This window comes from Rhizobium sp. LARHSG275, assembly GCF_052871115.1.
Window position 1 is genome coordinate 152,409 of sequence record NZ_JBIXJN010000016.1, and the last position, 24,402, is coordinate 176,810.

General features: G+C 62.0%; 18 protein-coding genes and 3 tRNA genes. 9 read left to right on the plus strand and 12 right to left on the minus strand.

Annotation, left to right across the window (positions count from 1 at the left end):
• Position 1: 1 nt before the first annotated feature.
• The 5 genes from topA to ACIPSK_RS22150 form a co-directional block, all read right to left on the minus strand.
• Positions 2 to 2,656: a type I DNA topoisomerase gene (topA, locus tag ACIPSK_RS22130; RefSeq protein ID WP_162117262.1), complete on the minus strand. Its 2,655-nt coding sequence runs from the start codon at positions 2,654 to 2,656 to the stop codon at positions 2 to 4.
• Positions 2,657 to 2,905: 249 nt separating this feature from the next.
• The gene (gene dprA / locus ACIPSK_RS22135) at positions 2,906 to 4,048 is read right to left on the minus strand and encodes a DNA-processing protein DprA (protein ID WP_162117263.1); all 1,143 of its coding nucleotides are present in this window, start codon (positions 4,046 to 4,048) and stop codon (positions 2,906 to 2,908) included.
• Complete coding sequence (gene plsY / locus ACIPSK_RS22140; RefSeq protein ID WP_017963882.1) at positions 4,048 to 4,668, minus strand: glycerol-3-phosphate 1-O-acyltransferase PlsY; 621 nt, start codon at positions 4,666 to 4,668, stop codon at positions 4,048 to 4,050. Before plsY ends, dprA begins: the two co-directional genes overlap by 1 nt.
• A 74-nt stretch (positions 4,669 to 4,742) precedes the next feature.
• Positions 4,743 to 6,032, minus strand: a complete 1,290-nt coding sequence (locus ACIPSK_RS22145) for a dihydroorotase (RefSeq protein WP_162117264.1) — start codon at positions 6,030 to 6,032, stop codon at positions 4,743 to 4,745.
• On the minus strand, positions 6,029 to 6,985 hold the full coding sequence (locus ACIPSK_RS22150; protein WP_017963884.1) for an aspartate carbamoyltransferase catalytic subunit: 957 nt from the start codon (positions 6,983 to 6,985) through the stop codon (positions 6,029 to 6,031). Before ACIPSK_RS22150 ends, ACIPSK_RS22145 begins: the two co-directional genes overlap by 4 nt.
• Before the next feature lie 178 nt (positions 6,986 to 7,163).
• Between ACIPSK_RS22150 and ACIPSK_RS22155 the strand changes: the two genes are divergently transcribed.
• Positions 7,164 to 8,822, plus strand: a complete 1,659-nt coding sequence (locus ACIPSK_RS22155; RefSeq protein ID WP_017963885.1) for an acyl-CoA dehydrogenase family protein — start codon at positions 7,164 to 7,166, stop codon at positions 8,820 to 8,822.
• A 399-nt stretch (positions 8,823 to 9,221) separates the two neighbouring features.
• Here the strand turns inward: ACIPSK_RS22155 and ACIPSK_RS22160 are convergent, their stop codons facing one another.
• Positions 9,222 to 12,095 (minus strand): Rne/Rng family ribonuclease, encoded by a 2,874-nt coding sequence (locus ACIPSK_RS22160; RefSeq protein ID WP_162117266.1) that lies wholly within the window; start codon positions 12,093 to 12,095, stop codon positions 9,222 to 9,224.
• 624 nt (positions 12,096 to 12,719) lie between these two features.
• On the opposite strand from ACIPSK_RS22160, the gene ACIPSK_RS22165 reads away from it, so the two are divergent.
• The 3 genes from ACIPSK_RS22165 (at position 12,720) to prfB (ending at position 18,043) form a co-directional block, all read left to right on the plus strand.
• Positions 12,720 to 13,976: an N-acetylmuramoyl-L-alanine amidase gene (locus ACIPSK_RS22165; protein WP_162117267.1), complete on the plus strand. Its 1,257-nt coding sequence runs from the start codon at positions 12,720 to 12,722 to the stop codon at positions 13,974 to 13,976.
• A 373-nt stretch (positions 13,977 to 14,349) separates the two neighbouring features.
• A complete protein-coding gene (locus tag ACIPSK_RS22170; protein WP_162117268.1) occupies positions 14,350 to 16,809 on the plus strand; it encodes a penicillin-binding protein 1A in 2,460 nt (819 codons plus the stop codon).
• Between the two features lie 102 nt (positions 16,810 to 16,911).
• A protein-coding gene (gene prfB / locus ACIPSK_RS22175) for a peptide chain release factor 2 (protein WP_012756997.1) occupies positions 16,912 to 18,043 on the plus strand; the annotation gives its coding sequence in 2 pieces (ribosomal slippage) (positions 16,912 to 16,980 and positions 16,982 to 18,043; 1,131 coding nt in all).
• 57 nt (positions 18,044 to 18,100) lie between these two features.
• Here prfB and ACIPSK_RS22180 read toward each other — a convergent pair.
• Genes ACIPSK_RS22180 through ACIPSK_RS22190 form a run of 3 tightly spaced genes read right to left on the minus strand, consistent with a single transcriptional unit; the run spans position 18,101 to position 20,449 of the window.
• Positions 18,101 to 19,120 (minus strand): alpha/beta hydrolase family protein, encoded by a 1,020-nt coding sequence (locus ACIPSK_RS22180; protein WP_162117269.1) that lies wholly within the window; start codon positions 19,118 to 19,120, stop codon positions 18,101 to 18,103.
• A 35-nt stretch (positions 19,121 to 19,155) separates the two neighbouring features.
• A complete protein-coding gene (locus ACIPSK_RS22185; RefSeq protein ID WP_162117270.1) occupies positions 19,156 to 19,671 on the minus strand; it encodes a hypothetical protein in 516 nt (171 codons plus the stop codon).
• Positions 19,672 to 19,675: 4 nt separating this feature from the next.
• Positions 19,676 to 20,449: an NAD kinase gene (locus ACIPSK_RS22190; protein ID WP_162117271.1), complete on the minus strand. Its 774-nt coding sequence runs from the start codon at positions 20,447 to 20,449 to the stop codon at positions 19,676 to 19,678.
• A gap of 158 nt (positions 20,450 to 20,607) precedes the next feature.
• Here ACIPSK_RS22190 and ACIPSK_RS22195 point away from each other — a divergent pair.
• Both ACIPSK_RS22195 and ACIPSK_RS22200 read left to right on the plus strand, forming a co-directional pair.
• Positions 20,608 to 20,683, plus strand: a tRNA-Thr gene (locus ACIPSK_RS22195).
• A gap of 112 nt (positions 20,684 to 20,795) precedes the next feature.
• A complete protein-coding gene (locus ACIPSK_RS22200) occupies positions 20,796 to 21,224 on the plus strand; it encodes a hypothetical protein (RefSeq protein ID WP_348642909.1) in 429 nt (142 codons plus the stop codon).
• 235 nt (positions 21,225 to 21,459) lie between these two features.
• Here ACIPSK_RS22200 and ACIPSK_RS22205 read toward each other — a convergent pair whose 3' ends face one another.
• The 3 genes from ACIPSK_RS22205 to rlmB all read right to left on the minus strand — a co-directional run bounded on the left by ACIPSK_RS22205 (position 21,460) and on the right by rlmB (position 23,357).
• Entirely contained in the window at positions 21,460 to 21,618 is a 159-nt protein-coding gene (locus tag ACIPSK_RS22205; RefSeq protein WP_003558513.1) for a hypothetical protein, read from the minus strand.
• A gap of 128 nt (positions 21,619 to 21,746) precedes the next feature.
• Positions 21,747 to 22,439, minus strand: a complete 693-nt coding sequence (locus ACIPSK_RS22210) for an AprI/Inh family metalloprotease inhibitor (RefSeq protein ID WP_162117273.1) — start codon at positions 22,437 to 22,439, stop codon at positions 21,747 to 21,749.
• 27 nt (positions 22,440 to 22,466) lie between these two features.
• Positions 22,467 to 23,357, minus strand: a complete 891-nt coding sequence (rlmB, locus tag ACIPSK_RS22215; protein ID WP_162117274.1) for a 23S rRNA (guanosine(2251)-2'-O)-methyltransferase RlmB — start codon at positions 23,355 to 23,357, stop codon at positions 22,467 to 22,469.
• 201 nt (positions 23,358 to 23,558) lie between these two features.
• Here rlmB and ACIPSK_RS22220 point away from each other — a divergent pair.
• From ACIPSK_RS22220 to ACIPSK_RS22230, 3 genes are all read left to right on the plus strand, one after another.
• Positions 23,559 to 23,643 (plus strand) — tRNA-Tyr (locus ACIPSK_RS22220).
• 24 nt (positions 23,644 to 23,667) lie between these two features.
• Positions 23,668 to 23,741, plus strand: a tRNA-Gly gene (locus ACIPSK_RS22225).
• Positions 23,742 to 24,088: 347 nt separating this feature from the next.
• The coding region (locus tag ACIPSK_RS22230) for a GTP-binding protein (protein WP_446532968.1) at positions 24,089 to 24,402 on the plus strand (314 nt) is incomplete at its 3' end.

Genomic DNA, 24,402 nt, shown 5'->3' on the forward strand with positions numbered 1-24,402 from the left:
GTCAGCCCTTTTTCGATTTCGCGGGCGCTTTCGCCTTCGTTATCTTCGGTTTGGCGGCCGTCTTGGTGCTCTTGGCTTCGGCGGCTGCGGCCTTTGGCTTGGCTTTCGCCTTGGCCGCCTTGCCCGCAGGGGCCTTGCCGGCCTTCTCGGCGATCAGCGCAAGCGCCTCTTCGACGGTGATCGCCTGCGGATCCTTGCCCTTCGGCAGCGTGGCGTTGACCTTGCCCCAGTTGACATAGGGGCCGTACTTGCCGTCGCGAACGGTGATGGCGCCGCCATCAGGATGATCACCGAGCGTCTTCAGCGCTGCCGGCGTGCCGCGCGCACCCCGGCCCGGAGCCTGGTTCGCCTTTTCGGCAATGACAGTCACGGCACGATTGAGGCCGACCGAGAACACGTCCTCGACGGTTTCCAGATTGGCATAAGAGCCGTCATGCAGGAGGAACGGCCCATAGCGGCCGATGCCCGACGAGATCATCTTGCCGGTTTCTGGATGTTTGCCGATATCGCGCGGCAGCGAGATCAGCGCCATCGCTTTTTCATAATCGATGTCCTCAGGCTTCCAGCCCTTCGGCAGCGAAGCGCGTTTGGCTTCCTTGCCGTCGCCGCGCTGTATATAGGGGCCGAAGCGGCCGGAACGCAGCGTCAGCTCCTCGCCGGTCGTCGGATCGGTGCCGAGGTTCTTCGGCTCGTTGAGCGCAGCACCGTCCGCTTCTCCGCCGTTTTCGGAGGAGAGCTGGCGGGTGTAGTTGCAGTCCGGATAGTTCGAGCAGCCGACGAAGGCGCCGTATTTGCCGAGCTTCAGCGACAAGTTGCCGGTGCCGCAGACCTGGCAGATGCGCGGATCGCTGCCGTCCTCTCGTTTCGGGAAGACGAGTGGTGCCAGCGCCTCGTTCAGCGAATCCAACACGTTGGTGACGCGAAGTTCCTTGGTGTCCTCGATCTGGGCGAAGAAATCCTTCCAGAAATCGCGCAGCACCTGCTTCCAGTTCAACTCGCCGGCGGAAATCCGGTCAAGCTTCTCTTCGAGATCGGCAGTGAAGTCGTATTCGACGTATTTGGTGAAGAAGCTCTCGAGGAAAGCCGTCACCAGCCGGCCCTTGGCCTGCGGGATCAGCTTGCGCTTGTCGATCGTCACATAGTCGCGGTCGCGTAGCGTCGCGAGCGTCGCCGCATAGGTGGAGGGGCGGCCGATACCGAGCTCCTCCATCTTCTTGATCAGCGAGGCTTCCGAATAGCGCGGCGGCGGTTCGGTGAAATGCTGCGTCGAATTGATCTTCTGCCTAGCGAGCGCCTCGCGCGCATTGATCTCCGGCAGGCGGCCATCCTCGTCGCCGTCGTCGCTTTGCTCGCCATCTTCCTTCTGGTCGGTATAGGCGGCGATGAAACCATCGAAGCGTATGACCGAACCGACGGCACGCAGACCGGCCTTCTCGCCTTTGTTGTCAGCGGTGATTTCAGCCGTCGTGCGCTCGATCTCGGCCGATGCCATCTGGCTGGCGATGCCGCGCTTCCAGATCAGCTCGTAGAGCCGGATCTGGTCGGCATCGAGGAATTTGCGTACGCGGTCGGGCGAACGATAGAAATCGGTCGGCCGGATCGCCTCGTGCGCCTCCTGGGCGTTCTTCGCCTTGGTCGAGTAGAGGCGCGGCTTTTCCGGCATGTAGCGCTCGCCGAACTGGTCGACGATAGCGCTACGCGCAGCATCGATCGCCTCGGGCGCCATCTGCACGCCGTCGGTTCGCATATAGGTGATGAGACCAACCGTCTCGCCGCCGATATCGACGCCCTCATAGAGCCTTTGCGCGATTTGCATGGTGCGCGAAGCGGAGAAGCCGAGATTGGAGGAGGCCGCCTGCTGCAGCGTCGAGGTCGTAAACGGCGGTCCCGGGTTGCGCTTGACCGGTTTCGCCTCGACCGTGTCGACCACATAGCTCGCACCTTCGAGCAATGCCTTCAGCCGGCCGGCATCTTCGCCGTTGCCGATTGCGCGCGGCTGCAGCCGTTTGCCGCTCGCCGAAACCAGTCTTGCCTCGAACTCGTCGCCGCGCGGCGTCTTCAGCAGCGCCGAGATGTTCCAGTACTCTTCCGAAATGAAGCGCTCGATCTCGGATTCGCGGTCGCAGACCAGGCGAAGCGCCACTGACTGAACGCGGCCGGCCGAACGCGCGCCGGGCAGCTTGCGCCACAGCACCGGCGAGAGATTGAAGCCGACGAGATAGTCGAGCGCGCGGCGCGCGAGATAGGCATCGACCAGCGGCACGTCGATGTCGCGCGGATCGGCCATCGCGTCGAGCACGGCTTTCTTGGTGATCGCATTGAAGACGACGCGCTTGACCGGTTTACCGTTCAGCACCCGCTTCTTGTTCAGCATGTCGAGAACGTGCCAGGAAATCGCTTCGCCTTCGCGATCCGGGTCGGTCGCGAGAAACAGGCCATCGGCGGACTTCACCGCGTCGGCGATGTCCTTCATCCGCTTGGCGGAGGCGCTATCGACCTCCCAAAGCATTTCGAAATCCTGATCAGGAAGCACTGAGCCGTCCTTGGCAGGCAGATCGCGCACATGGCCGAAGGAGGCGAGCACTTTGTATCCCGGACCCAGATACTTATTGATCGTCTTGGCCTTGGCAGGCGATTCCACCACTACAACATTCATGATGATTCTCTAAAAAGGAAACGACGCCAGCGTTGAAGCCAGCGCGACACACACCGCAACATGGATATCGGCCACCCGACATGGACAGGGAAATCGCCGCGGTCAAGGGGTTTGCTACAATTTTACCTCTTGTGTCTATTGCAACCAAAGGGATGCAACCAGCAGAATACAGTTATAGATATATGTCCTAAGATTTTCGACTCAGCGTTCGACAATGCGAAAAGCCGCTACTCGATGTCGTACCCAAGTTCAATCGGAAAGCGAGACGAGGCCGCCCTGATGCCGGTGCAGCCGGCCTGATATATCGAGTTCCAGAAGGATGAGATAGACCGCGGATGCCGAAAGGTCGGTATGGCGGATAACGTCGTCGATCTCGACCGGCGTCGGCCCGAGCGCGTCGATAATGCGGTTTCGATCGGAATCGCCGGGTGGCACCGACATTGCTTTGCCGTCAGGCGCCGGCTCCTCCGCCATCGATGACGGGAACAGCTCGAATTGCGCAAGCGGCGCCAGGGCCTCGACGACATCGGCGGGTGCGGTGACGATCGAAGCTCCGTCCTTCAGCAGGCCGTTGGTGCCATGGCAGCGCGGATCGAGCGGTGAGCCGGGCACGGCGAACACCAGGCGGCCGAAGTCGCCAGCCAGCCGTGCGGTGATCAGCGAGCCCGAACGCGCCGCCGCTTCGATGACGACGAGGCCGAGGCCGATGCCGGCGATCAGCCGGTTCCGGCGCGGGAAGTCGCGGGCGCGGGGCTCCCAGCCGAAGGGCATCTCGCTTACCGCCAAGCCGTTGCCGCCGGTTATCTCTTCGAGCAGGCCGATATTCTCCGGCGGGTAGGGTTGGTCGAGGCCGCCGGCGAGCGCAGCAATCGTGCCTGTGCCGAGGCTTGCCCGGTGGGCAGCAGTGTCTATGCCGCGCGCCAGGCCGGAGACCACGGTATATCCAGCCCGGCCGCAGTCGCGTGCCACCATCGCCGCGAATTTCGCGCCCGCGATCGAGGCGTTGCGCGAGCCGACGATGCCGATGGCCGGTCGTTTGGCAGCGGCAAGCGCGCCCTTGACGGCCAGAAGCGGCGGCGCGCCGTCAATCTGCTTCAGCGCTTGCGGATAATCCGGCTCACCGATGCCGACGAAGCGGGCGCCGAAGCGGTGCGCCGCCTCCAGTTCCCGATGGGCCTCGGCCTCGCTGGCGATGCGGATTGCCCGCGTGGCGCCGCCACGCGCCGAAAGCTCCGGCAGTGCGGCAAGCGCTGCCTCGGCCGAGCCGAAATGATTGATGAGGTCGCGAAAGGTGGCAGGGCCGATATTGTCGGAGCGGATAAGGCGCAGCCAGGCAATTCTTTGCCGTTCGGTCAGCACGACGCCTTTTGGTCCGGCGCTCAGCGCATCCATTATCCCTTTGCCCCGATCTTGCTTTCCGTCCCGCTCATCAGGCGGGAAATATTCGCCTTGTGCTTCCAGTAGGAGATGAGGGTCATGATCGCCATGACAGCCGCAACCTTTTCGTTGCCCAGTATCCACAGCGCAACCGGAATGACAAGCATGGCGACGAGCGCCGACAGCGAGGAGTAGCGGGTGGTGAAAGCGACCGCCAGCCAGACGGCGGCGAAGAGCACGACCATGATCGGCGCGACGCCGAGCAGGGTGCCGATATAGGTGGCGACACCCTTGCCGCCCTTGAAGCCGATCCAGACCGGGAAGAGATGGCCGATGAAGGCGAAGAAGCCGGCGATGATCGCAGCCTCCTCACCGAGGAAATAGCCGACGATCCAGGCCGCGGCCGATGCCTTCAGCGCATCGAGCAACAGCGTCGCCGCGGCGAGCGACCGGTTTCCTGTTCTGAGCACATTGGTCGCGCCGATATTGCCGGAGCCGATGCTGCGCACGTCGCCGAGGCCGGCGGCGCGTGTGAGGATCAGGCCGAAAGGGATCGAGCCGAAGAGATAACCGATAACGGCGGCGGCAAGCGCGATCGGCAGCGTGATCTGCCATGACATGAGATTGGATAACATATGCCCCTCAGCCCCTCCGTGGCCTATCCTCGAGTCAGCCTTCTCCCGCTGCGGGATGGACGGTGAGGTCGATCCTAAATTGCGTGGACAAGCTTTCCCGAGACGTATGTCGCGACGGCCCGCCCGCTGAAGCGCGCATCCTCGAACGGCGTATTCTTCGAGCGGGAGAGAAGCATGTCTTTGGCGACAAGCCAAGGCTCATCGAGATCGATCAGTGCGATATCGGCCGCAGCGCCCGGCTTCAACGTGCCGGCCGCGAGGCCGAAGATTTGCGCGGGGCGGGTAGACATGGCGTCGATCAGGCGCATCAGGCTCACCTGGCCGCCATGGTGAAGCCTGAGGGCTGCCGCCAGCAGGGTTTCGAGGCCGATCGCGCCATCCTCCGCCTCGCTGAAGGGCAGGCGCTTCGTATCGACATCCTGCGGGTCGTGTGAGGAGACGATGATATCGATCGCGCCGCTGGCAAGGGCGTCGGCCATGGCCACCCTGTCATCTTCCGGGCGCAGCGGCGGATACAGCTTGAAAAAGGTGCGGTATTCGCCGATGTCGTTTTCGTTGAGCGCCAGATTGTTGATCGAGATGCCGCAGGTGACCTTGGCGCCGCGGCTGCGGGCGCGTTCGATCGCCTCGACCGATTCCGGCACCGAGATCATCGCGGCATGATAACGGCCGCGCGTCAGCTGCGCGATCCTGAGATCTCGCTCGAGCGGGATGAGCTCGGCTTCCTTTGGAATGCCGGAAAGCCCGAGCCAGCTGGCGAAAAGCCCCTCATGCATGACGCCGTTGGCGCCGAGATATTTGTCGCGCGTTTCGCAGCAGACGACGGCCCCGAATTCACGCGCATAGGTCATGATCCGGCGCAGCACCTGCGTGTCGTGGACGCTGGAATGGGCATCGGTGAAGGCGACGGCGCCTGCCTGCATCAACAGGCCGATTTCCGTCATCTCCTCGCCGGCGAGGCCCTTGGTGATGGCGGCTGCCGGATAAATGTTGACGGCGGCCGTGTCCCGCGCCGTCTTCTTGACGAATTCGACGAGCGCGATGTCGTCGATAACAGGATCGGTGTCCGGCATCATGATGATTGAGGTGACGCCGCCGGCCGCCGCCGCCCGGCTCGCCGAGGCGATCGTCTCACGGTGTTCGCCGCCGGGTTCGCCGACATGGACGCGCGCATCGACGAGCCCGGGCGTCGCCACAAGGCCCGTGCAGTCGCGGATGACGGCGCCATCAGGCGCGCCCTGGTTCTGCGCCTTGTGGCCGGCGGCGAGAATCACGCCGTTTTCGGCGATGATCGTCCCCACCTCGTCGAGATTGCGCGACGGGTCGATGATGCGGACGTTCTTGAGGACGATCGGGTTGCTCATGCCATCATTCCATCGCTTCGGGGACCCTGGTTCTGCGAGACGAGCAGCGTCTCCATCACAGCCATGCGCACCGCGACTCCCATTTCCACCTGTTCGGCGATCACGCTCTGCGGCCCGTCCGCCACTTCCGAGGCAATCTCGACGCCGCGGTTCATTGGGCCGGGATGCATGACCAGGGCATCGTCCTTCGCCGCTTTCAGCGTTTCGGCGTCAAGACCGTAAAAATGAAAGTATTCGCGCACCGAAGGCACGAAGGCGCCGGACATGCGCTCGCGCTGCAGCCGCAGCATCATCACGACGTCGGCGTCCTTTAGCCCTTCCTGCATCGAATGGAAGACCTCGACGCCCATCTCGGCGATGCCGGCGGGCAGGAGGGTCGCCGGTGCGACGACGCGCACGCGGGCGCCCATTGCGTTGAGCAGCAGGATATTGGAGCGCGCCACCCGCGAATGCAGTACGTCGCCGCAGATCGCCACGATGATGCGCGAAAGCTTGCCCTTGGCGCGGCGGATAGTCAGCGCGTCGAGCAGTGCCTGGGTTGGATGTTCGTGCTGCCCGTCTCCGGCGTTGACAACCGAGCAGGAGACCTTCTGGGCGAGAAGGGCGGCCGCACCCGCGCTCGAATGGCGGATCACCAGCACGTCGGGGCGCATCGCATTCAGCGTCATCGCCGTGTCGATCAGCGTTTCGCCTTTCTTCACCGAGGAATTGCCAACCGACATGTTCATGACGTCGGCGCCGAGCCGCTTGCCGGCAAGCTCGAAGGAGGCCTGCGTGCGGGTCGATGCCTCGAAGAAGAGGTTGATCTGCGTCAATCCGCGCAGCGTCGACGTCTTCTTTTCTCTCTGGCGGCTGATCTTGACGGCCTCGTCCGCCTTGTCGAGAAGATAGGTGATATCCTGCTCGGTGAGGCCCTTGATGCCGATGAGGTGGCGGTGGGGGAAAAAGACCATGACCCTGCCTCTTGCTGTCTCTGGCGGTCTATAAAGAGTGCGGCCCGCCGGGGCAAGCATGCGCTGTGGGCAAAGGCTTATGTCCCCATGCATTTTCGCCCGAATTCCGATAGAGCAGAATGAACCGAATCATAACTTCCGGTTTCCCTTTGCCGGGTTCTTACACTAGAAGCGAATTATGACCTCCGCCAACCGGATTGACGACAAACTCGCAGAACTCAACCAGCCGAGCCTGTGGTCCGGCATCAACGCCTATCGATCCGATCCTCTGATCGTCGATCTGACGGCGGCTCTGCCGCGCGGCATCCGCGAAGACCTGGAAAATATGGGCCGCTACGTCACCTCGCCGGAGGCGCAGGAGATGGCGCGCATGGCAAACCAGGGCGTGCCGCAGCTGCGCACTCATGGTCCACGCGGTGAGCGCCTCGACGTCGTCGAGTTTCACCCGGCCTGGCATGCATTGATGCGTCGCTCCATGTCGGTCGGCCTGCATTCCTCCGTCTGGGACCCCCAGGCCGATACCGAGGCCAAGGACGAGGCCCATAGAGTTCGCGCCGCGCGGTTTTACCTGACGTCGCAGCTGGAGTCCGGCCATCTCTGCCCGTTGACGATGACGAGCGCCTCCGTCGCGGCGCTCTCGGCCTCGCCCGCGGTCCAGAAGGACTGGGCGCCGAAAATTCTCTCGCGCAAATATGATTCGTCGAACAAGCCAGCCATGCAGAAATCGGCCGTGACCATCGGCATGGGCATGACGGAAAAGCAGGGCGGCACGGATGTGCGCGCCAACAGGAGCGCTGCCGAAAAGGTCAGCGAGGGCATCTACCGGCTGTCCGGGCACAAGTGGTTCATGTCCGCGCCGATGAGCGATGCCTTCATCATGCTGGCGCAGACGAAGGAGGGGATGGGCTGCTTTCTCGTGCCGCGCCTTCTGGAGGATGGTTCCGCCAACGGGCTGCAGTTCCAGCGGCTCAAGGACAAGGTCGGCAACCGCTCCAACGCCTCGGCCGAGGTCGAGTTCACCGATACGTTTGGTTTCCTGCTCGGTGGTCCGGATGCCGGCATCCGCACGATCCTCGACATGGTGACGCTGACCCGGCTCGACTGCGCGCTGGCCTCCTCAGGCATGATGCGCGCCTCGCTCGCCGAAGCCGTGCACCACACCCGCGGCCGCAGCGTCTTCGGCAAGATGCTCGTCAACCAGCCGATCATGACGCGCGTGCTCGCCGACATGGCGCTCGACGTCGCCGCCGCGACGGCGCTGTCCTTCCGTCTGGCCGACGCCTTCGACAAGGCGCGCGGCAATGCCGAGCAAGCGGCCTATGCCCGCGTCATGACGCCGGTCGCCAAATACTGGTGCTGCAAGATCGCGCCCGCGCTGATCTACGAGGCGATGGAATGTATCGGCGGCAATGGCTACATCGAAGAACGCCCGATCGCCCGCCATTACCGCGAGGCTCCGGTCAACGCCATCTGGGAAGGCTCCGGCAACGTCATGGCGCTCGACGTGCTGCGTGTGCTCAACCGCGGCAAGGATCTGTTCGAGACGGTCTTTGCCGGCCTTGCCCGCGATCTCGGCCCTGCCGGCAAGAAGACCATCGACGTGCTGCGCGCCGCAATCGCGCTGTGCGAACAGGATGAGGGCGCCGCGCGCCTGCTCGTCGAGCAACTGGCGCTCGCCGCCGGTGCCGCCGAACTCTATCGGCTGGGCGCTGGGCGCATTGCCGATGCCTTCATCGAGACGCGTCTTGCCGGCGGCTGGCGCTCCACCTACGGCATGCTCGATTCCCGCTTCGACGCCAGCTACATCGTCGACCTGCTCTATCCGCCGGCCGCCTGATCATAAGCGGGGTCAGGTGATCCCGAGCACCGAGACGCTGAACTGTCGACGACGATCACTTTGTATCTTCAGACCGGTCGTGACGCCTCTCGTTGAGGTCGCCTTCCCAGCCTATCCGCGCGCGATCGCATTTTTCCGCCGGTATTTCTCAACGAGACTTCGCAAGGCCAGCTCGACGGCGGCCTTCCTGTCGCCAATCCCGTGGCGGTCATTGCCCCGTCGAGCAAGGCATCATCGATATCGATATTCGTCGGTATGATCGCGCTCCATATGTGTCCATCATTAGAGATACACATCCACGTCACGGCGGTTCAAGCTCGGCGACGAACCTTGCCATAAACAAAAATCCGGCCGCGTCGCCACGGCCGGATTTCAGTGTTTACGTCCGAAAATCAGCGTTCAGAAGAAGCCACGGCGCTGCCACCAGCCGGCTTTCTTCGGCTTGCCGTCATCGCCTTCGCCATTCTCGACGCGGGTGGATTTCACCGTCGGCTCGGAGGAGGAGATGTTGGATTCACGGTTGGCGCGAAGCGGCTTTGCCTCTTCCTGGACTGGCGGTGCGAGATCGGCGGAGGCTTCCACCAATTCTGGTTCTGCCTCGACCGCAGGTACCGTCTCTGCAATCGGTTCCTCGACCGGCGATGCGGCAGGTTTGCGGCGGCCGCGACTGCGGGCGGGCTTCACCTCTTCGGTTATGACAGGTGCGCTCTCGACGGCTGCCATTGCGGCCTGGCCCTCATCGGCTTGTTCGGCAATCGCCTCGACCGCCACGGCTTCGCTCGGAGCGCCGTCGTTCGAAACGTCGTCGCCTTCGTCCTCATCACCGCCATTGTCTTCACCGGCTTCGCCGGCCGTCAGTTCGGAACCATCCTCGGCGCGATTGCGACGGCCGCCACGCTTGCCGCGACGGCGCCGCTTGCGGCGCTGCGATTCCTCGCTTTCAGCGCGTGTCTCAGGCGTAGCTTCGGCGTTTTCATCACCTTCGCTGCCCTCGTCGTCACTGTCCTCATCCTCGTCGCCGGCTTCGCCTGCTGCCGATGCCGGCTGCTCGGCAGTGCCGTTGCGGCCACGGCGGCGCCTGCGGCGCTTGCGCTTGCGGTTGCCGTCAGCTTCGCCTTCCGAGCGTGCTGCGACGGGCCGTTCGGCAACGGCCGGCTTTTCCTCGAGTTCCTCGTCTTCCTCCTCATCCACTTCGATGACGATATCGTCGTCGTCATCCTCGGGAATGGCTGCGAAGTTGAAGAGCGTTTCGATCTTGACCGGGTTTTCCACCGGATCGCCGCGATCGATCGCGAAATGCTGTGCGCCGACCGAACCGTCTGCATCGATGACGATAGCGACGCCGAAACGGCTTTCGTAATCGATGATCGTCTGGCGCTTGTGGTTGAGCAGGTAGAGCGCGATGTCAGGCGTGGTGCGCACGGTGATGTTGTGCGTGGTGTTCTTCAGCAGATATTCCTCGATACCGCGCAGGACATGCAGGGCGACGGAGGACTGCGAGCGCACATGGCCGGTGCCGCCGCAATGCGAGCAGACCTGCGTCGTCGATTCGAGAACCGACGCGCGGATGCGCTGTCGCGACATTTCGAGCAGGCCGAAATGCGAGATCCGGCCGACTTGGATGCGGGCGCGGTCGTTCTTCAAGCATTCCTTCAGCTTCTTCTCGACGGCGCGGTTGTTGCGCTTCTCTTCCATGTCGATGAAGTCGATGACGATCAGGCCGGCAAGGTCGCGAAGGCGAAGCTGGCGGGCGACTTCGTCTGCAGCCTCGAGATTCGTCTGCAGCGCGGTGTCTTCGATCGAATGTTCGCGGGTCGAGCGGCCGGAGTTGACGTCGATCGAAACCAGCGCTTCGGTCTGGTTCATGATCAGGTAGCCGCCGGACTTCAGCGTCACCTGCGGCTGCAGCATGCGGTCGAGCTGAGCCTCGATGCCGGAACGCGAAAAGATCGGATGGATGTCGCGGTAGGGCTGAACCACCTTGGCATGGCTCGGCATCAGCATCTTCATGAAGTCTTTCGCTTCACGATAGCCCTCTTCTCCGGAAACGATGACTTCGCTGATATCCTTGTTGTAGAGGTCGCGGATCGAGCGCTTGATCAGCGAGCCTTCCTCATAGACGAGGCAGGGTGCCGTGGATGCCAGCGTCAGCGTGCGCACGTTCTCCCACAGGCGCATCAGATATTCGAAGTCACGCTTGACTTCGACCTTGGTGCGATTGGCACCGGCGGTGCGAAGGATGACGCCCATACCCTGCGGCACCTCGAGCAGGCGCGCAATTTCCTTCAGGCGCTTGCGATCGGCGGGATTGGTGATCTTGCGGGAAATGCCGCCGCCGCGCGCCGTGTTCGGCATCAGGACGGAATAGCGGCCGGCGAGCGAGAGATAGGTGGTAAGGGCTGCGCCCTTATTGCCGCGCTCTTCCTTGGCGACCTGCACGAGCAGGATCTGGCGGCGCTTGATGACTTCCTGGATGCGGTACTGCTTGCGTGGCTTGCGCTGCACGCGGTCCGGCACCTCTTCCATCGCGTCTTCGGCGCCCACGGATTCGATGATTTCCTCTTCGCCGTGATCGTCATCATCGTCATCATCGTCGTTGCGACGCTTGCTGGTATCGACGTCTTCGGAGATCGAGTCGGTTTCCACCATCGCGGCCATCGCGCCGCCGGTCGAGCCGTCATCCTCATTGTCGACGGTTGAAGCGCCTTCGGCTTCAACGTCTGTGGGAACAGCGTCTTCGGTCTCGGTCGTTTCGGCGGCCGGTTCTACGACCTTCTTGCGGCTGCGGCGCGGCCTTGCCTTCTTCGCAGGCGCTTCCTCGGCGGCCGCGGGCGACGCCGCGGTCTCTACCGCTGCCGTCTCTTCCGTTACGGCAGCCGTTTCCGGCGCTTCTGCCGGAACGATGCCGACATCCGGCTGATCCTGCTTGGAAAGATCGACCATCGGCGCGGTTTCGACATGCTCGACGTCTTCGTCGCGGCGATGCTCTTCGGCTTCGGCCCGAAGCAGCGCCTGACGGTCGGCAAGCGGTATCTGATAATAATCGGGATGGATTTCGGCGAAGGCCAGGAAGCCGTGCCGGTTGCCGCCGTAATCGACGAAGGCGGCTTGCAGCGAGGGCTCGACCCTCGTTACCTTTGCAAGATAGATGTTGCCGCGGATCTGCTTCTTGTGCTGGGACTCGAAGTCAAATTCTTCTATGCGGTTCCCGCGAACGACAACGACGCGCGTCTCTTCCTCGTGAGACGCATCGATAAGCATTTTGTCTGCCATGTAAGCTGTGCTCCTCGGCGTGGCCGCGAGAGCGCATTCCCGACTGCTGTTGAGACAGAAAGAATGCGGTCCGCAGTGGCCGCGCCGGATAATGAAAGTCGCGCCTGATGCGAGGGGGAGGGCAGCAGCCAGACCGCAGCCGGAACCATTTCGGTCCGGGGCCTGTACACTTCAGATAAAACCTGCTGCGAAACCATCAACAACCAAGCGTGATCGACAAATGTGAAGACCCGTTCGGGTCCGATGAGTTTGCTCCCTGAGAGCGTGGTGGCTGATCCACCAATGAATTCCGACAATAAGCCGGAAAATCAGGATCCAGTTCTAGGGATTAAGCGCATGAGACGGCGGACGATGACCGGTGTGGCGCCAGGTCCTGATCTGGCTGGCAGCCTTTGCGGCGACTCTATCCCGTCAACACTTTACCCTGAAATTCGTTGTATGTTTTCTGTGTCACAATAGCAAGGGAAAAGCCAAATGTGCCATAATATTGATGGATTTCGCAACGCATAGAAGCTGGGGATAAAGTGATCGCGATTCGGCAGGCTGCAGCGGGTGTTTCGTCACACCGACGTTCACTGCTGCGGCGTCGGGTCCATCGCAATACAAATAGGGTGTGGCGGTTTATTGTTTAAGAGGGCTCGGATCGCGGCGAAATCCGCAGCGCGGCGATCGATAATCGCAAGGCGGGTTCTGGCGGCGCTTTTGGCCGCCAGTCTCCTGCCGGTCGCTGCCAGTTCCGACGAGGCCAGGGATCCGCTGCTTGCCTACGGCGCGCGCATCGTCGGCGACGACGCAAGGACCCGCATCGTCATCGATTTCGATCGCGAGCCGCGTTTCTCGGTCCACTATATCGCCAATCCGGAACGCATCGTCGTCGACCTGCCGGCGACCGCCTTCGGTTTTCCGGCGAAGGATCTTGCCGCCCGCGGTCTGTTCAAGGATATCCGCTACGGCAAGATGGACGAAGAGAGCGCCCGCATCGTGCTGACCACTGCAGGGCCGGTGAAGCTGGCGCTTGCCAAAGTGCAGGCCGATGAGACGGGCAACGGCCATCGCCTCGTGCTCGATGCGGAGATGATCGACAAGAAGGCCTTTGCCGAACTGGTAAAGACGCAATCCTGGAGCGATCGGACTGAGGCGGCGCAGACGACGAGCGCCATTCCGGCACCGGAAAAAGCCGCCCCCGGCGATTTTGTCATCGCCGTCGACGCCGGCCATGGCGGCATCGATACCGGCGCCATCGGCGTCGATACCAAGACCGAGGAAAAGCAGGTGACGCTTGCTTTCGCCAAGGCTTTGACCGACCGGCTGAACAAGGAGCCGGGCATCAAGGCTTTCCTGACGCGCGAGGATGACGAGTTCCTGTCGCTTTCGCAGCGCGTGCTGATCGCCCGCCAGAACCATGCCGGCCTCTTCATTTCGCTGCATGCCGACACGCTGAAGCAGAAGGATATCCGCGGCGCCACCGTCTACACGATCTCCGACAAGGCATCCGACAAGCTCGCCGCCGATCTCGCCGAACGTGAAAACCTCTCGGATCAGATCGCCGGCAAGGAGACGGTTGCCGAGCCGCCCGAGGTCGCCGACATCCTGCTCGATCTGACACGGCGCGAGACGCAGGCGTTCTCGATCTCGCTGGCCGAGAGTGTGCTGAATTCCTTCAAGGATCAGGTCGGCACCATCAACAATCCGCACCGTCATGCCGGCTTCCGCGTGCTGCAGGCCCCCGACGTGCCGTCGATCCTTCTCGAGATCGGGTTCCTCTCGAATGCCGAAGACGAGAAACTGCTGCTCGACGAGGCCTGGCGCGGCAAGATCGCCGGTCTCTTGACCGACGCAGTGAAGCGATACCGAGCCGCCGTCATGGCGAATGGCGGCTGACAGCCGCCGCCCAAAAATCTGTAGCGGTTGCGGCACGGCGGCCCGCATAAAAACAAAGATTCATAAAAACAAAGATTTAAGTCCGCCGCATGAATCAAATTCTGAGCAGGATACCCAGATCGGCAGTTGGGACGGCGTTGCTTGGATGTGACAGTCCTAATGAAACGCGGCCGCAGCGGTGAATGCGGCGCAGACAGCCCTATTTTGCTCACATTCGCGCCGTTACTCCGGCTTATGTTTCGCAGCCTGAGGCGCGAAATCGGCTTGTGGCGGTTGCGCTCATAGAGTAAGCCGCGCAACGTGCAAATTGCCTTGATCTGTGCAATCGTTGCGGCTGCGCCGATTGAAGATCGAAGAGACCGGTAGCTGAAATATGGTTAGACTTTTTGGATATTTCTTCGGAATGGCCTGCGTCCTGTTTCTGGTCGCGGCGGCGGGTGTTGCCATCTATCTCGCCAATGTCGCGAAGGATCTCCCGGATTATGCCGTTCTGAACAGCTACGCGCCGCCGGTGACGACCCGCGTCCATGCCGGCAATGGCGCGCTTATGGCCGAATACGCCAAGGAAAAGCGTCTCTTCCTGCCGATCCAGGCCATTCCCGACCGCGTGAAGGCCGCTTTCCTGTCGGCCGAAGACAAGAATTTCTACAATCATCCGGGCGTTGATCTCACCGGCCTTGGCCGTGCAATCCTCGTCAACCTGCAGAATTTCGGTTCCGGCCGCCGCCCGGTCGGTGCCTCGACGATCACCCAGCAGGTGGCCAAAAACTTCCTTTTGAGTTCGGACCAGACGATCGACCGCAAGATCAAGGAAGCAATCCTCTCCTTTCGCATCGAGCAGGCCTACAGCAAGGACAAGATCCTCGAACTCTACCTGAACGAGATTTTCTTCGGTCTGAATTCCTACGGCATCGCTGGCGCGGCACTCACCTATTTCAACAAATCCGTCACCGAACTGACCGTCGCCGAAGCCGCCTATCTGGCATCGCTGCCGAAGGGACCTGCCAATTATCATCCTTTCCGCCATCCGGAAGCTGCGCTCGAGCGCCGCAACTGGGTGATCGACCGGATGGTCGAGAACGGCTATGTCAGCCAGCCTGACGGCGAGGAAGCCAAGAAACAGCCGCTTGGCGTCACCGCCCGCACCACCGGCCCCTCGCTCTTTGCTTCGGATTATTTCGCCGAAGCCGTGCGCCGCCAGTTGATCGACCAGTACGGGGAAAAAGTCCTCTATGAGGGCGGCCTTTCGGTACGGACGTCGCTCGATCCGCAGATGCAACTCGCTGCCCGCAAGGCGCTGCAGGACGGTCTGGTTACCTATGACGAGCGCCGCGGTTTCCACGGCCCGATCAAGCAGATCGATGCAAGCGGCGATTGGGGTAAGGCGCTTGCCGATATCCCCGCACTGTCCGACGTACCGGAATGGCGGCTTGCCGTCGTACTCGCAGTTTCCGACTCGACCGTCGACATCGGCCTGCAGCCGGCCAAGGACGGAAGCGGCAAGATTGCGGCCGACCGTCAGCGCGGCACGATCGACGCCAAGAATATGCAATGGGCCTTCCGTTCGGCCGACGGCGCCCGCAAGTCCACGAAGTCGCCGGTCGGCGCCGTAGCTGCCGGTGACGTCGTCTATGTCGAGAAGCTCGGCGATAACACTTCGACCTCCTATCGCCTGCAGCAGCCCCCGAAGGTCCAGGGCGGCCTGGTCGCGATGGACCCGAAGACCGGCCGCGTGCTCGCCATGGTCGGCGGCTTCTCCTACGGCCAGTCCGAATTCAACCGCGCCACTCAGGCGATGCGCCAGCCGGGCTCCTCCTTCAAGCCCTTCGTCTATGCGGCGGCGATGGACAATGGCTATACCCCGGCCTCGGTTATCATGGACGCTCCGATCGAGATCGTCTCGGGCGGCCAGGTCTGGAGGCCGGAAAACTACGGCGGCGAAGTCAGCGGCCCGTCGACGCTGCGCTCGGGCATCGAGCATTCGCGCAACCTGATGACGGTGCGCCTGGCCAACGATCTCGGCATGAACATCGTCGCCGAATATGCCGAGCGCTTCGGCATTTACGATCACATGCTGCCGGTTCTCTCCATGTCGCTCGGCGCCGGCGACACGACCGTGCTGCGGATGGTCTCGGCCTATTCGGTTATTGCCAATGGCGGCAAGCAGATCAAGCCGACATTGATCGACCGCATCCAGGACCGCTACGGCAAGACCATCTTCAGGCATGAGGAGCGTCTCTGCGAGGGCTGCAATGCCGGCGACTGGCAGAACCAGGAAGAGCCGAATATCGTCGACAACCGCGAAACCGTGCTCGACCCGATGACCGCCTACCAGATCACCTCGATGATGCAGGGTGTCATCCAGCGCGGCACCGCCGCCGGCAAGGTCGATCTCGGCGGTCGCGATGTCGCCGGAAAGACCGGCACCACCAACGACGAGAAAGATGCCTGGTTCGTCGGCTTCACGCCGGATCTGGTCGCCGGCCTCTATATGGGCTTCGATACGCCGGCCCCGCTCGGCCGCGGCGGCACCGGCGGTGTTCTCTCTGCGCCGATCTTCAACGAATTCATGCAGGCGGCCGTCAAGGACATGCCAGAATCGAAATTCGTCATTCCATCAGGCATGAATCTGATCCCGATCGACCGCAAGACCGGCATGGCGGCCGTCGACGGCGATCCGAACACCATCATCGAGGCCTTCAAGCCCGGCACCGGCCCGGCCGACAGCTTCTCGGTCATCGGCATGGACAGCACCATGGCGCCTGAAGAAATCCTGAAGACCTCGCCGCAGGCCAACCAGGCCGTCCAGACCGGCACGCCCGGCCTGTTCTGATCGAGGCCCGAATTTTTGAACGCCCGCCGCGGCCCTTTACATCCGCGGCGGGCGTCTCTATGTCACCAGCACTTGAGAAGACCGAGATAGAGAAGCAGGATAATGCGAGCGGAAATCGAAAACGTGGTCGATGAAACCAAGCAGGCTATCACCCTGCTGAGGAGGCATCTTTGACTGGGACCAGGCGATAAGACGGCTGGACTGGTTGAACAACAAGGCTGAGGATCCGAACCTCTGGAACGACGCTTCCGAAGCGCAGAAGCTGATGCGCGAGCGCCAGCAGCTCGATGACGGCATCAATGGCGTCAAGCAGCTCGAACAGCAGCTGAACGACAATATCGAGCTGATCGAGCTTGGCGAGGAAGAGGGCGACCAGAGCGTCGTCAAGGAAGCCGAGGATACGCTGAAGGCCTTGAAGGCCGAGGCCGCGCGCCGCCAGGTGGAAGCCATGCTCTCCGGCGAAGCCGATGGCAACGATACCTATCTCGAAGTCCATTCCGGCGCCGGTGGCACCGAAAGCCAGGACTGGGCGAACATGCTGCTGCGCATGTACACCCGCTGGGCCGAGCGCCAGCGTTTCAAGGTCGAGCTTCTCGAAGTCCATGACGGCGAAGAAGCCGGCATCAAGTCCGCGACCTTGCTCGTCAAGGGCCATAATGCCTACGGCTGGCTGAAGACGGAATCGGGCGTGCACCGCCTGGTGCGCATCTCGCCCTACGACAGCAACGCGCGCCGCCACACCTCCTTTTCGTCGATCTGGGTCTACCCCGTTGTCGACGACTCGATCCAGATCGAGATCAACGAAAGCGACTGCCGCATCGACACCTACCGTTCCTCGGGTGCCGGCGGCCAGCACGTCAACACCACCGACTCGGCCGTGCGCATCACGCATATTCCGACGGGCATCGTCGTGCAGTGCCAGCAGGAGCGCTCGCAGCACAAGAACCGCGCCAAGGCGTGGGACATGCTACGCGCCCGCATGTACGAAGCGGAATTGAAGAAGCGTGAAGATGCCGCCAGCGCCGAAGCCGCTTCCAAGACCGAGATCGGCTGGGGCCACCAGATCCGCTCCTATGTGTTGCAGCCCTATCAGATGGTCAAAGACTTGCGCACCGGCGTCGCCAGCAGCGCGCCGGATGATGTGCTCGACGGCGACCTGAACGAGTTCATGGAAGCAGCACTCGCTCACCGCATCAGCGGCGCCGCCGACGCGGTTGTCGAGGATGTCGACTGATCGGATTGACGATGGATTGAGACAACAAAAGCTCCGGAGACGGGGTTTTTGTTTTGCTCAAGCCATCGCGGCTTTATCGACGTTTTGAAACAGCGCTGCCGAAAGATCGGCAATCTCTTCATGAACGGCTGCGCGTTCGATGCCCGGGGGATCGGTAAAGAGTTCTGCCGCAAAGGCGAGGCCGAGCGCTGTGCCCTCTGGCACGAAGATATAATATCCGAGGCCGCCGCCGAAGATTTTAAGGGCGCTGCGCCGGAGCCGCGCATGCAGCCACGACGAACATTCTTCGGCCGGAGCGGCCCTGTCGGCATCACCGACCAGGATAAGGGCAGGCGCATCGACGGCTTTCAGGCTTTTCTCGCTGAAGCCGAGAACGGACCGGCCCGGCGCGCAGATGAGTGCGGCCTTGATTCTGTCATCTCGGTAGTACTTCGACATCCGGGACCACGAATCGCGAAATACATCGCTGGTGCGCAGCAATGCCGGGATATGATCGGCAAGGTCGGGAAACTCCCGTGGTCCGCGCGCTCCACCCGGCTTCAGCCTCGACGGTTCGAACTGCGAGAACTGGGCGACAGCCCCAAGCAGCAGCATCACGCTATAGGCTCCGGCCGAAAATCCGGCTGCGAAGACACTGTTCGTATCGATATGGCCCGAGAGATCGCTGAGCCAGTCGTCGCAATGGTCGAGCATGGTGCTTAGATCCGGGGCCCGCTCCCAAAGGCAGGCGAAGCCTTCAGCGCGATAGGGCTCGATGCCGGTATTGCCATGATGGCTGACGCCGAGCGCTGCAAATCTGCGATCGACCAGGCGTCGCGCCAGCCACTCCAGTCCGGCCGCGGATCCGCCAGTGCCATGCGACAGAAGAACAAGGGGATAGGGCACGGCCTGCGGTCGGATCGCGGCATCGCGGGCGACGGCCGCTTTCTGGAACCAGCTTCTTTCCGGCATTTCGCTTTCTCGCGCGTCATCGGCGGCGGGATACCAGAGGGACCAACTGATGGGTCTGGGGCCGGCTGCGTCCCAGTTCGACCTTTTCTCGTCGGAGAGGACGCCGTCACGAAAGCCCAGTTTCATCTCTTGGATGCCTCGCTGAACACTTCCAAGCCCCGTCAATTCGTCGCTTTCTCCACGGTGATGTCGCCGAATTCGTCGATCAGCACGGTCCAGCCATCCGGCTCGGCCGCAGGGTCGGTCTTCAGATAGACCGTGGCGAAGAGCCCTGGTTCCTTGATGATGCCGTTCGAATTCTCAGGGCGGATATCGGTCACGTAAGGCTTCAGTTCGCTGAACTCCTGCAGCTCGATGGTCGAGGCGATCGCCGGGCCGGTCTCGGTCTGGGCAATCTGCTGCAGGTAAACCTTCGAAGTCCTGTCCGGCTGGCGCACGGCAAAGAGTTTGTAATAGCCGTGGCGCTGCGCGGCCTTTCCTTCGGGGTCGGCAACGCTCTCGGCGCCCGTCGGCGCGCGCTCAATCGCCGGTGCGTTGCCGTCATCCTCCCAGTAGCCGGTGCTGGTCGCGAAAATCACCGATGCCGGCAGAATGGCGTCCTGGAGGGACGCGGCCTCAGCTGCAATGCTCCATCCCGCAAGCAGGAGGCTCGTCATTAATACCCGTCGCATTGCCATCGTCTCAATCCTTGAACTGCTCGGCGAGGATACGGTCGGACCAGGAGCGGTCGGGATCAGAAAGGATGCGTGCCGTCATATGCTCCGACTGGGCGATGCGGACATGCAGCACCGACTTGACCTCGGTATTGTCGGCCACCGCGTTCACCGGCCGCTTCACCGGCTCTAGGACGTCGATATCGACGGTCACCTTATTTGGAAGCAGTGCGCCCCTCCAGCGCCGTGGCCTGAAAGCGCTCACCGGCGTCATGGCGAGCAGTGGCGCCTCGAGGGGCAGGATCGGGCCATGGGCGGAAAGATTATAGGCCGTCGATCCGGCAGGGGTGGCCACCATCAACCCATCGCAGATGAGTTCCTCCAGGCGAATACGCCCGTCTACCGTGACCCTCAGATTCGCCGCCTGATAGGATTGGCGGAAAAGATAGACCTCGTTGATGGCGAGCGCCGTCGAGTTGGTCCCGTCGGCATTGGCCGTCGTCATTTGCAATGGCCGGAAGACGTTTTCGACGGCGGCGCAGATGCGCTCCTGAAGTCGTTCGCTGCGATAGTCGTTCATCAGGAAGCCGACCGAGCCGCGGTTCATGCCGTAGACCAGCTTGCCCGAGTTCATGGTGTTGTGCAGCGTCTGCAGCATGAAACCGTCACCGCCAAGCGCGACGATGACGTCGGCTTCGTCAGCCGGGACGTCACCATAGATGCCAATCAACTCCTCGCGCGCGGCAAGCGCCTCCGTCGTTGGTGAGGCGAGAAAGGAAAGCGTCTGAAATGAACGGCCCATGCAATGCCCTTTATGATGCTGTCCTAGCTAAAGGATAAAGGCCTTGCGCGACAAGGACGTTTTCTATCGCGAAGCGTTTTGAGCTGCAGCATACCTGTCCGCGCGACCGCGGATTTCCCTTTACAGAATCACAGAATCTGCTAGTTGGGGCAACTATCGCCCTTGTAGCTCAGTTGGTAGAGCACCTGATTTGTAATCAGGGGGTCGCGGGTTCGAACCCTGCCGGGGGCACCATTCTTTTCCGGGCGATGCGGCCTGCCAACTCATGGCGTTGGTTCGACGCTGCTTCGCTCAATCTCGCACCGCAGATCTTTTCAGATAGCACGCATCGCTTGATGAACCGCGCGTGAAGGGCTGCTTCAGCGCCAATTCAGCCGCGCCCGCTTATCTTCGCCTCATCATCAATGAGGAAACAGCCATGAAGCTCGCTCATCTCTTTCTCGCCGCAACCATTTCCGTCGGTGCGGCTTTCGCGTCCGTCGCACCGGCAGCCGCCATGCCGGCCGAGCGGCCGGCGGTGACGGCGCGGGGCGATATCGTTCAAATCCGTGATGGCTGGCAAGGTGATCGCGACGGTGACGATCGTGGCTGGCGACATGATCGCGACCGTGACTATCGTGACGACCGTGGCTGGCGCGATGAGCGCGACTGGCGCCGCTCCGACTGGCGCGATGATCGCCGTCACTGGCGGCGGTGGCGTGCCGAGCGTTGGCAGGAGCGCCGCGAGTGGCGCGATCGCGATCGCGGCATGCCGTTCTGGCTCTACCGCAGCTGACGATAACGGCCCGGGTCATCCGGGCCTCTAGTCATTGAGTGATGGGTTCGTTGACGCTCGCCTCGATCCTTGTCGCCATTGCCGGCCTGTCCGGCGCGAGAGGGCGACATCATCGCGATGCTGGGCACGGAGGCGGCCATGAGGGCGACGACGGCTATCATTATGCGCATAAGCGTTCAATCCTCGTTCGATTCCGGGATTAACGCATGATCGCGGTCCGCTTTCCTGCCAGTAATTATTGTACCTGTCCCGGCGTCGCGGGGCCGGGCGCCGTCGGCGACAGAGGATCGGGCTGGTGGATGGGGTGTGACGTGTCCACCCAGATGATGCTGATGATAATCACGACGAAGACCGCGATGAAGAGGATACCGAAAATCAGTGGTCGAATGGCCATGATAGGGATCGTTCCTTCTTGCTTCTGGGCCGGTTGCGGCAACCGATCATTGCTCGATCATAGTGCTCCGGGGCGTCATTCCAAGGCAAAAGTGGATTTTTCTGGCATCGGAGCCGACTGACTATGGGTTAGTGGCGAACGAGTGAAAGCGGCTTGCCGCCTTCCTCCTTCGATTTGTCGAAATTGCCGTCAGCGCGCATGTCGAAGCCAAGCGACGAACCGTCAAGGCTCATCAGCGTCAGCCCGAAACCCTCAATATGCCAGAGGGCGAGCTTCAGTCTGGCGACGTTGGCAGCGCAGTCTCCCGAAAGGGACAGCGGCGCGTTGCCCTCCGCATCGACGCGGCCGTTGAGCGTCACGCCGCAAAGCCTTTCGCCGTCCGGTCTTTGCATCGCCCATGTCCCGGCAAGACTGGCGACAGTCGGCAGGCGATCGACGCCGTCAGGTGCGGCGATCAGCAACAGCGGCGCGCCATCCTCAGTCTTCATCGGCTGCCCTTCGTTCTCGACGAAACGGGCGAGCACCTTGCGTGTCGCATCGATCAGGATGACGCCGCCATTGCCGTCGAAATTCCAGGAGTAGGCTTCGGCAAGTGCCGGCAGCGGCATGATGCAGGAGTCCTGACCGGAGAGCGAATGGCCGCCGATCGCTTCGCCGGTTTCCAGCGTCAACCGACATCCGGTCGCACCGTCTTCCGGGGCAACGAGATAGGTTCCGGCCTGTGCTTTGAGAATATCGGGATCGATACCCTGTCCATATGCAAGTCCACAGACAAGCAGCGCCGCTGCCGGAGCCACCAGTCTAGGGAGGAAACGGACCATGACAATTACCCTTTGCCCGCAGCCAGCCTATACCTTCAAGTGGAGCCGCGCCGCATAAAGCGCGATCGCCGCCGCATTCGAGACGTTGAGCGATTTGATCGCGCCCGGCATGTCGAGACGGGCAAGTGCGTTCACGGTTTCCCGCGTCTTCTGCCGAAGCCCCTTGCCTTCGGATCCCAGCACCAGCGCCACTTTCTCGCCGGAGAAGGTGCCTTCGAGCGGCGCCGGCCCTTCCGAATCGAGGCCGATGGTGGAGAAACCGAGCTTGTGCAATTCGCCGAGCGCATCGGCGAGATTGGTGACCTGTATATAAGGTATCAGCTCCAGCGCGCCCGACGCGGACTTGGCGAGCACGCCCGATTCGGTCGGGCTGTGTCGCTGCGTGGTAATGACCGCACCCGCGTTGAAGGCGACGGCCGAGCGCATGATCGCGCCGACATTGTGCGGATCGGTCACCTGATCGAGGACGAGCAGGAGAGGGCTGTCCTTCAGCGCTTCGAGCCGGCGTACCGGAAGCGGCCTTGTTTCCAGCATAACGCCCTGATGGATCGCCTCGGGGCCGAGCACCTTGTCGATCTCCTGCGGCGAGACGATCTCGAAGGGAATGCCGAGCGCCTCGACATCGACTTCGAGGCGCGCGAGCGCATTCTGCGTCACGAACAGCTTGATCTTCTTGCGTTCGGAATTGTCGAAGGCCGCGCGCACCGTATGCAGGCCATAGAGATGCACCTGGTCGGGCGCAAGCGCCGGCGGCTTCCAGTCTTCGCCGCCGCGCTTGCGCTTCTGCGGCTGGGGCGTCGGAATCTCGCCGCGTTCGCGCTTGGCGTCACGGTGGGCGCGCCGCAGAGTGGCGTAATGCGTATCCTTGGCGGATGGGTCTGTCGCGGTCTTGCCGCCGGATTTGTTGTCTTTGCTCATGCAGCTTTATAGCCATGGCGCTCGCCGCCGCATAGGCTTTCTTTCATATGCCGGCTTTCGGTGGCGAATGAAATTTTTCGTGTTTTTTCCGTTGTCATCGTGTTGACAGACTGAAATGCTCCGGTCATATACGCGGCGCAGACGACGGGCGGCAACGCTTCGAAGTCTGACGAACTTGGTCTTGCGATCCGGACGAAAACTGGAGAGATGCCCGAGTGGTTAAAGGGGACGGACTGTAAATCCGTTGGCTCAGCCTACGTTGGTTCAAATCCAACTCTCTCCACCATTCGTCATCGGATCGGACCACCCCGCGGGTATAGCTCAATGGTAGAGCAGCAGCCTTCCAAGCTGAATACGCGGGTTCGATTCCCGCTACCCGCTCCATTTTCCGTTAAGCCACTTCATACGACCGCTGCCGCGGTCATCTCGAGATGTCTCCGGCGCTGGCGGAGACGCTGACGATTGCGTTTATCGGCTGGCAGGGAAGGGCGCTCGACGCCGAACGTCTATGGCGCGTCCCCGGTGGTCAATGCGATTTTCTTTAAGATTTCAGCGATTTTCGAGGGGGCTTTGGCGAATCGCCTTGCAGGCGGCGAATTGTCTCCCATATGCGCTCTCAGGCCAAGAATGGCGTCTGCAATTAAGTCTTGCGCAATCTCGCCGAAAGCCTTAAACGGCGGCACTAAACCGGTTCGCCGGGGCCACCATTTTCGTTCACAGGAAGCATTCAAATGGGAAAGAGTAAGTTTGAGCGCAACAAGCCGCACGTCAACATTGGCACGATTGGCCACGTTGACCACGGCAAGACGTCTCTGACGGCAGCGATCACGAAGTACTTCGGCGAGTACAAGGCGTACGACCAGATCGACGCGGCTCCGGAAGAAAAGGCCCGCGGCATCACGATTTCGACGGCGCACGTCGAGTATGAGACGCCGGCCCGCCACTATGCGCACGTCGACTGCCCCGGCCACGCCGACTACGTCAAGAACATGATCACCGGTGCTGCCCAGATGGACGGCGCGATCCTGGTGTGCTCGGCCGCTGA

Excerpts from the sequence above, each read along its gene's own strand:
- topA (WP_162117262.1), bottom strand. The coding sequence starts at position 2,656 with ATGAATGTTGTAGTGGTGGAATCGCCTGCCAAGGCCAAGACGATCAAT.
- dprA (WP_162117263.1), bottom strand. The coding sequence starts at position 4,048 with ATGGATGCGCTGAGCGCCGGACCAAAAGGCGTCGTGCTGACCGAACGG.
- plsY (WP_017963882.1), bottom strand. The coding sequence starts at position 4,668 with ATGTTATCCAATCTCATGTCATGGCAGATCACGCTGCCGATCGCGCTT.
- ACIPSK_RS22145 (WP_162117264.1), bottom strand. The coding sequence starts at position 6,032 with ATGAGCAACCCGATCGTCCTCAAGAACGTCCGCATCATCGACCCGTCG.
- ACIPSK_RS22150 (WP_017963884.1), bottom strand. The coding sequence starts at position 6,985 with ATGGTCTTTTTCCCCCACCGCCACCTCATCGGCATCAAGGGCCTCACC.
- ACIPSK_RS22155 (WP_017963885.1), top strand. The coding sequence starts at position 7,164 with ATGACCTCCGCCAACCGGATTGACGACAAACTCGCAGAACTCAACCAG.
- ACIPSK_RS22160 (WP_162117266.1), bottom strand. The coding sequence starts at position 12,095 with ATGGCAGACAAAATGCTTATCGATGCGTCTCACGAGGAAGAGACGCGC.
- ACIPSK_RS22170 (WP_162117268.1), top strand. The coding sequence starts at position 14,350 with ATGGTTAGACTTTTTGGATATTTCTTCGGAATGGCCTGCGTCCTGTTT.
- ACIPSK_RS22180 (WP_162117269.1), bottom strand. The coding sequence starts at position 19,120 with ATGAAACTGGGCTTTCGTGACGGCGTCCTCTCCGACGAGAAAAGGTCG.
- ACIPSK_RS22185 (WP_162117270.1), bottom strand. The coding sequence starts at position 19,671 with ATGGCAATGCGACGGGTATTAATGACGAGCCTCCTGCTTGCGGGATGG.
- ACIPSK_RS22190 (WP_162117271.1), bottom strand. The coding sequence starts at position 20,449 with ATGGGCCGTTCATTTCAGACGCTTTCCTTTCTCGCCTCACCAACGACG.
- ACIPSK_RS22205 (WP_003558513.1), bottom strand. The coding sequence starts at position 21,618 with ATGGCCATTCGACCACTGATTTTCGGTATCCTCTTCATCGCGGTCTTC.
- ACIPSK_RS22210 (WP_162117273.1), bottom strand. The coding sequence starts at position 22,439 with ATGGTCCGTTTCCTCCCTAGACTGGTGGCTCCGGCAGCGGCGCTGCTT.
- rlmB (WP_162117274.1), bottom strand. The coding sequence starts at position 23,357 with ATGAGCAAAGACAACAAATCCGGCGGCAAGACCGCGACAGACCCATCC.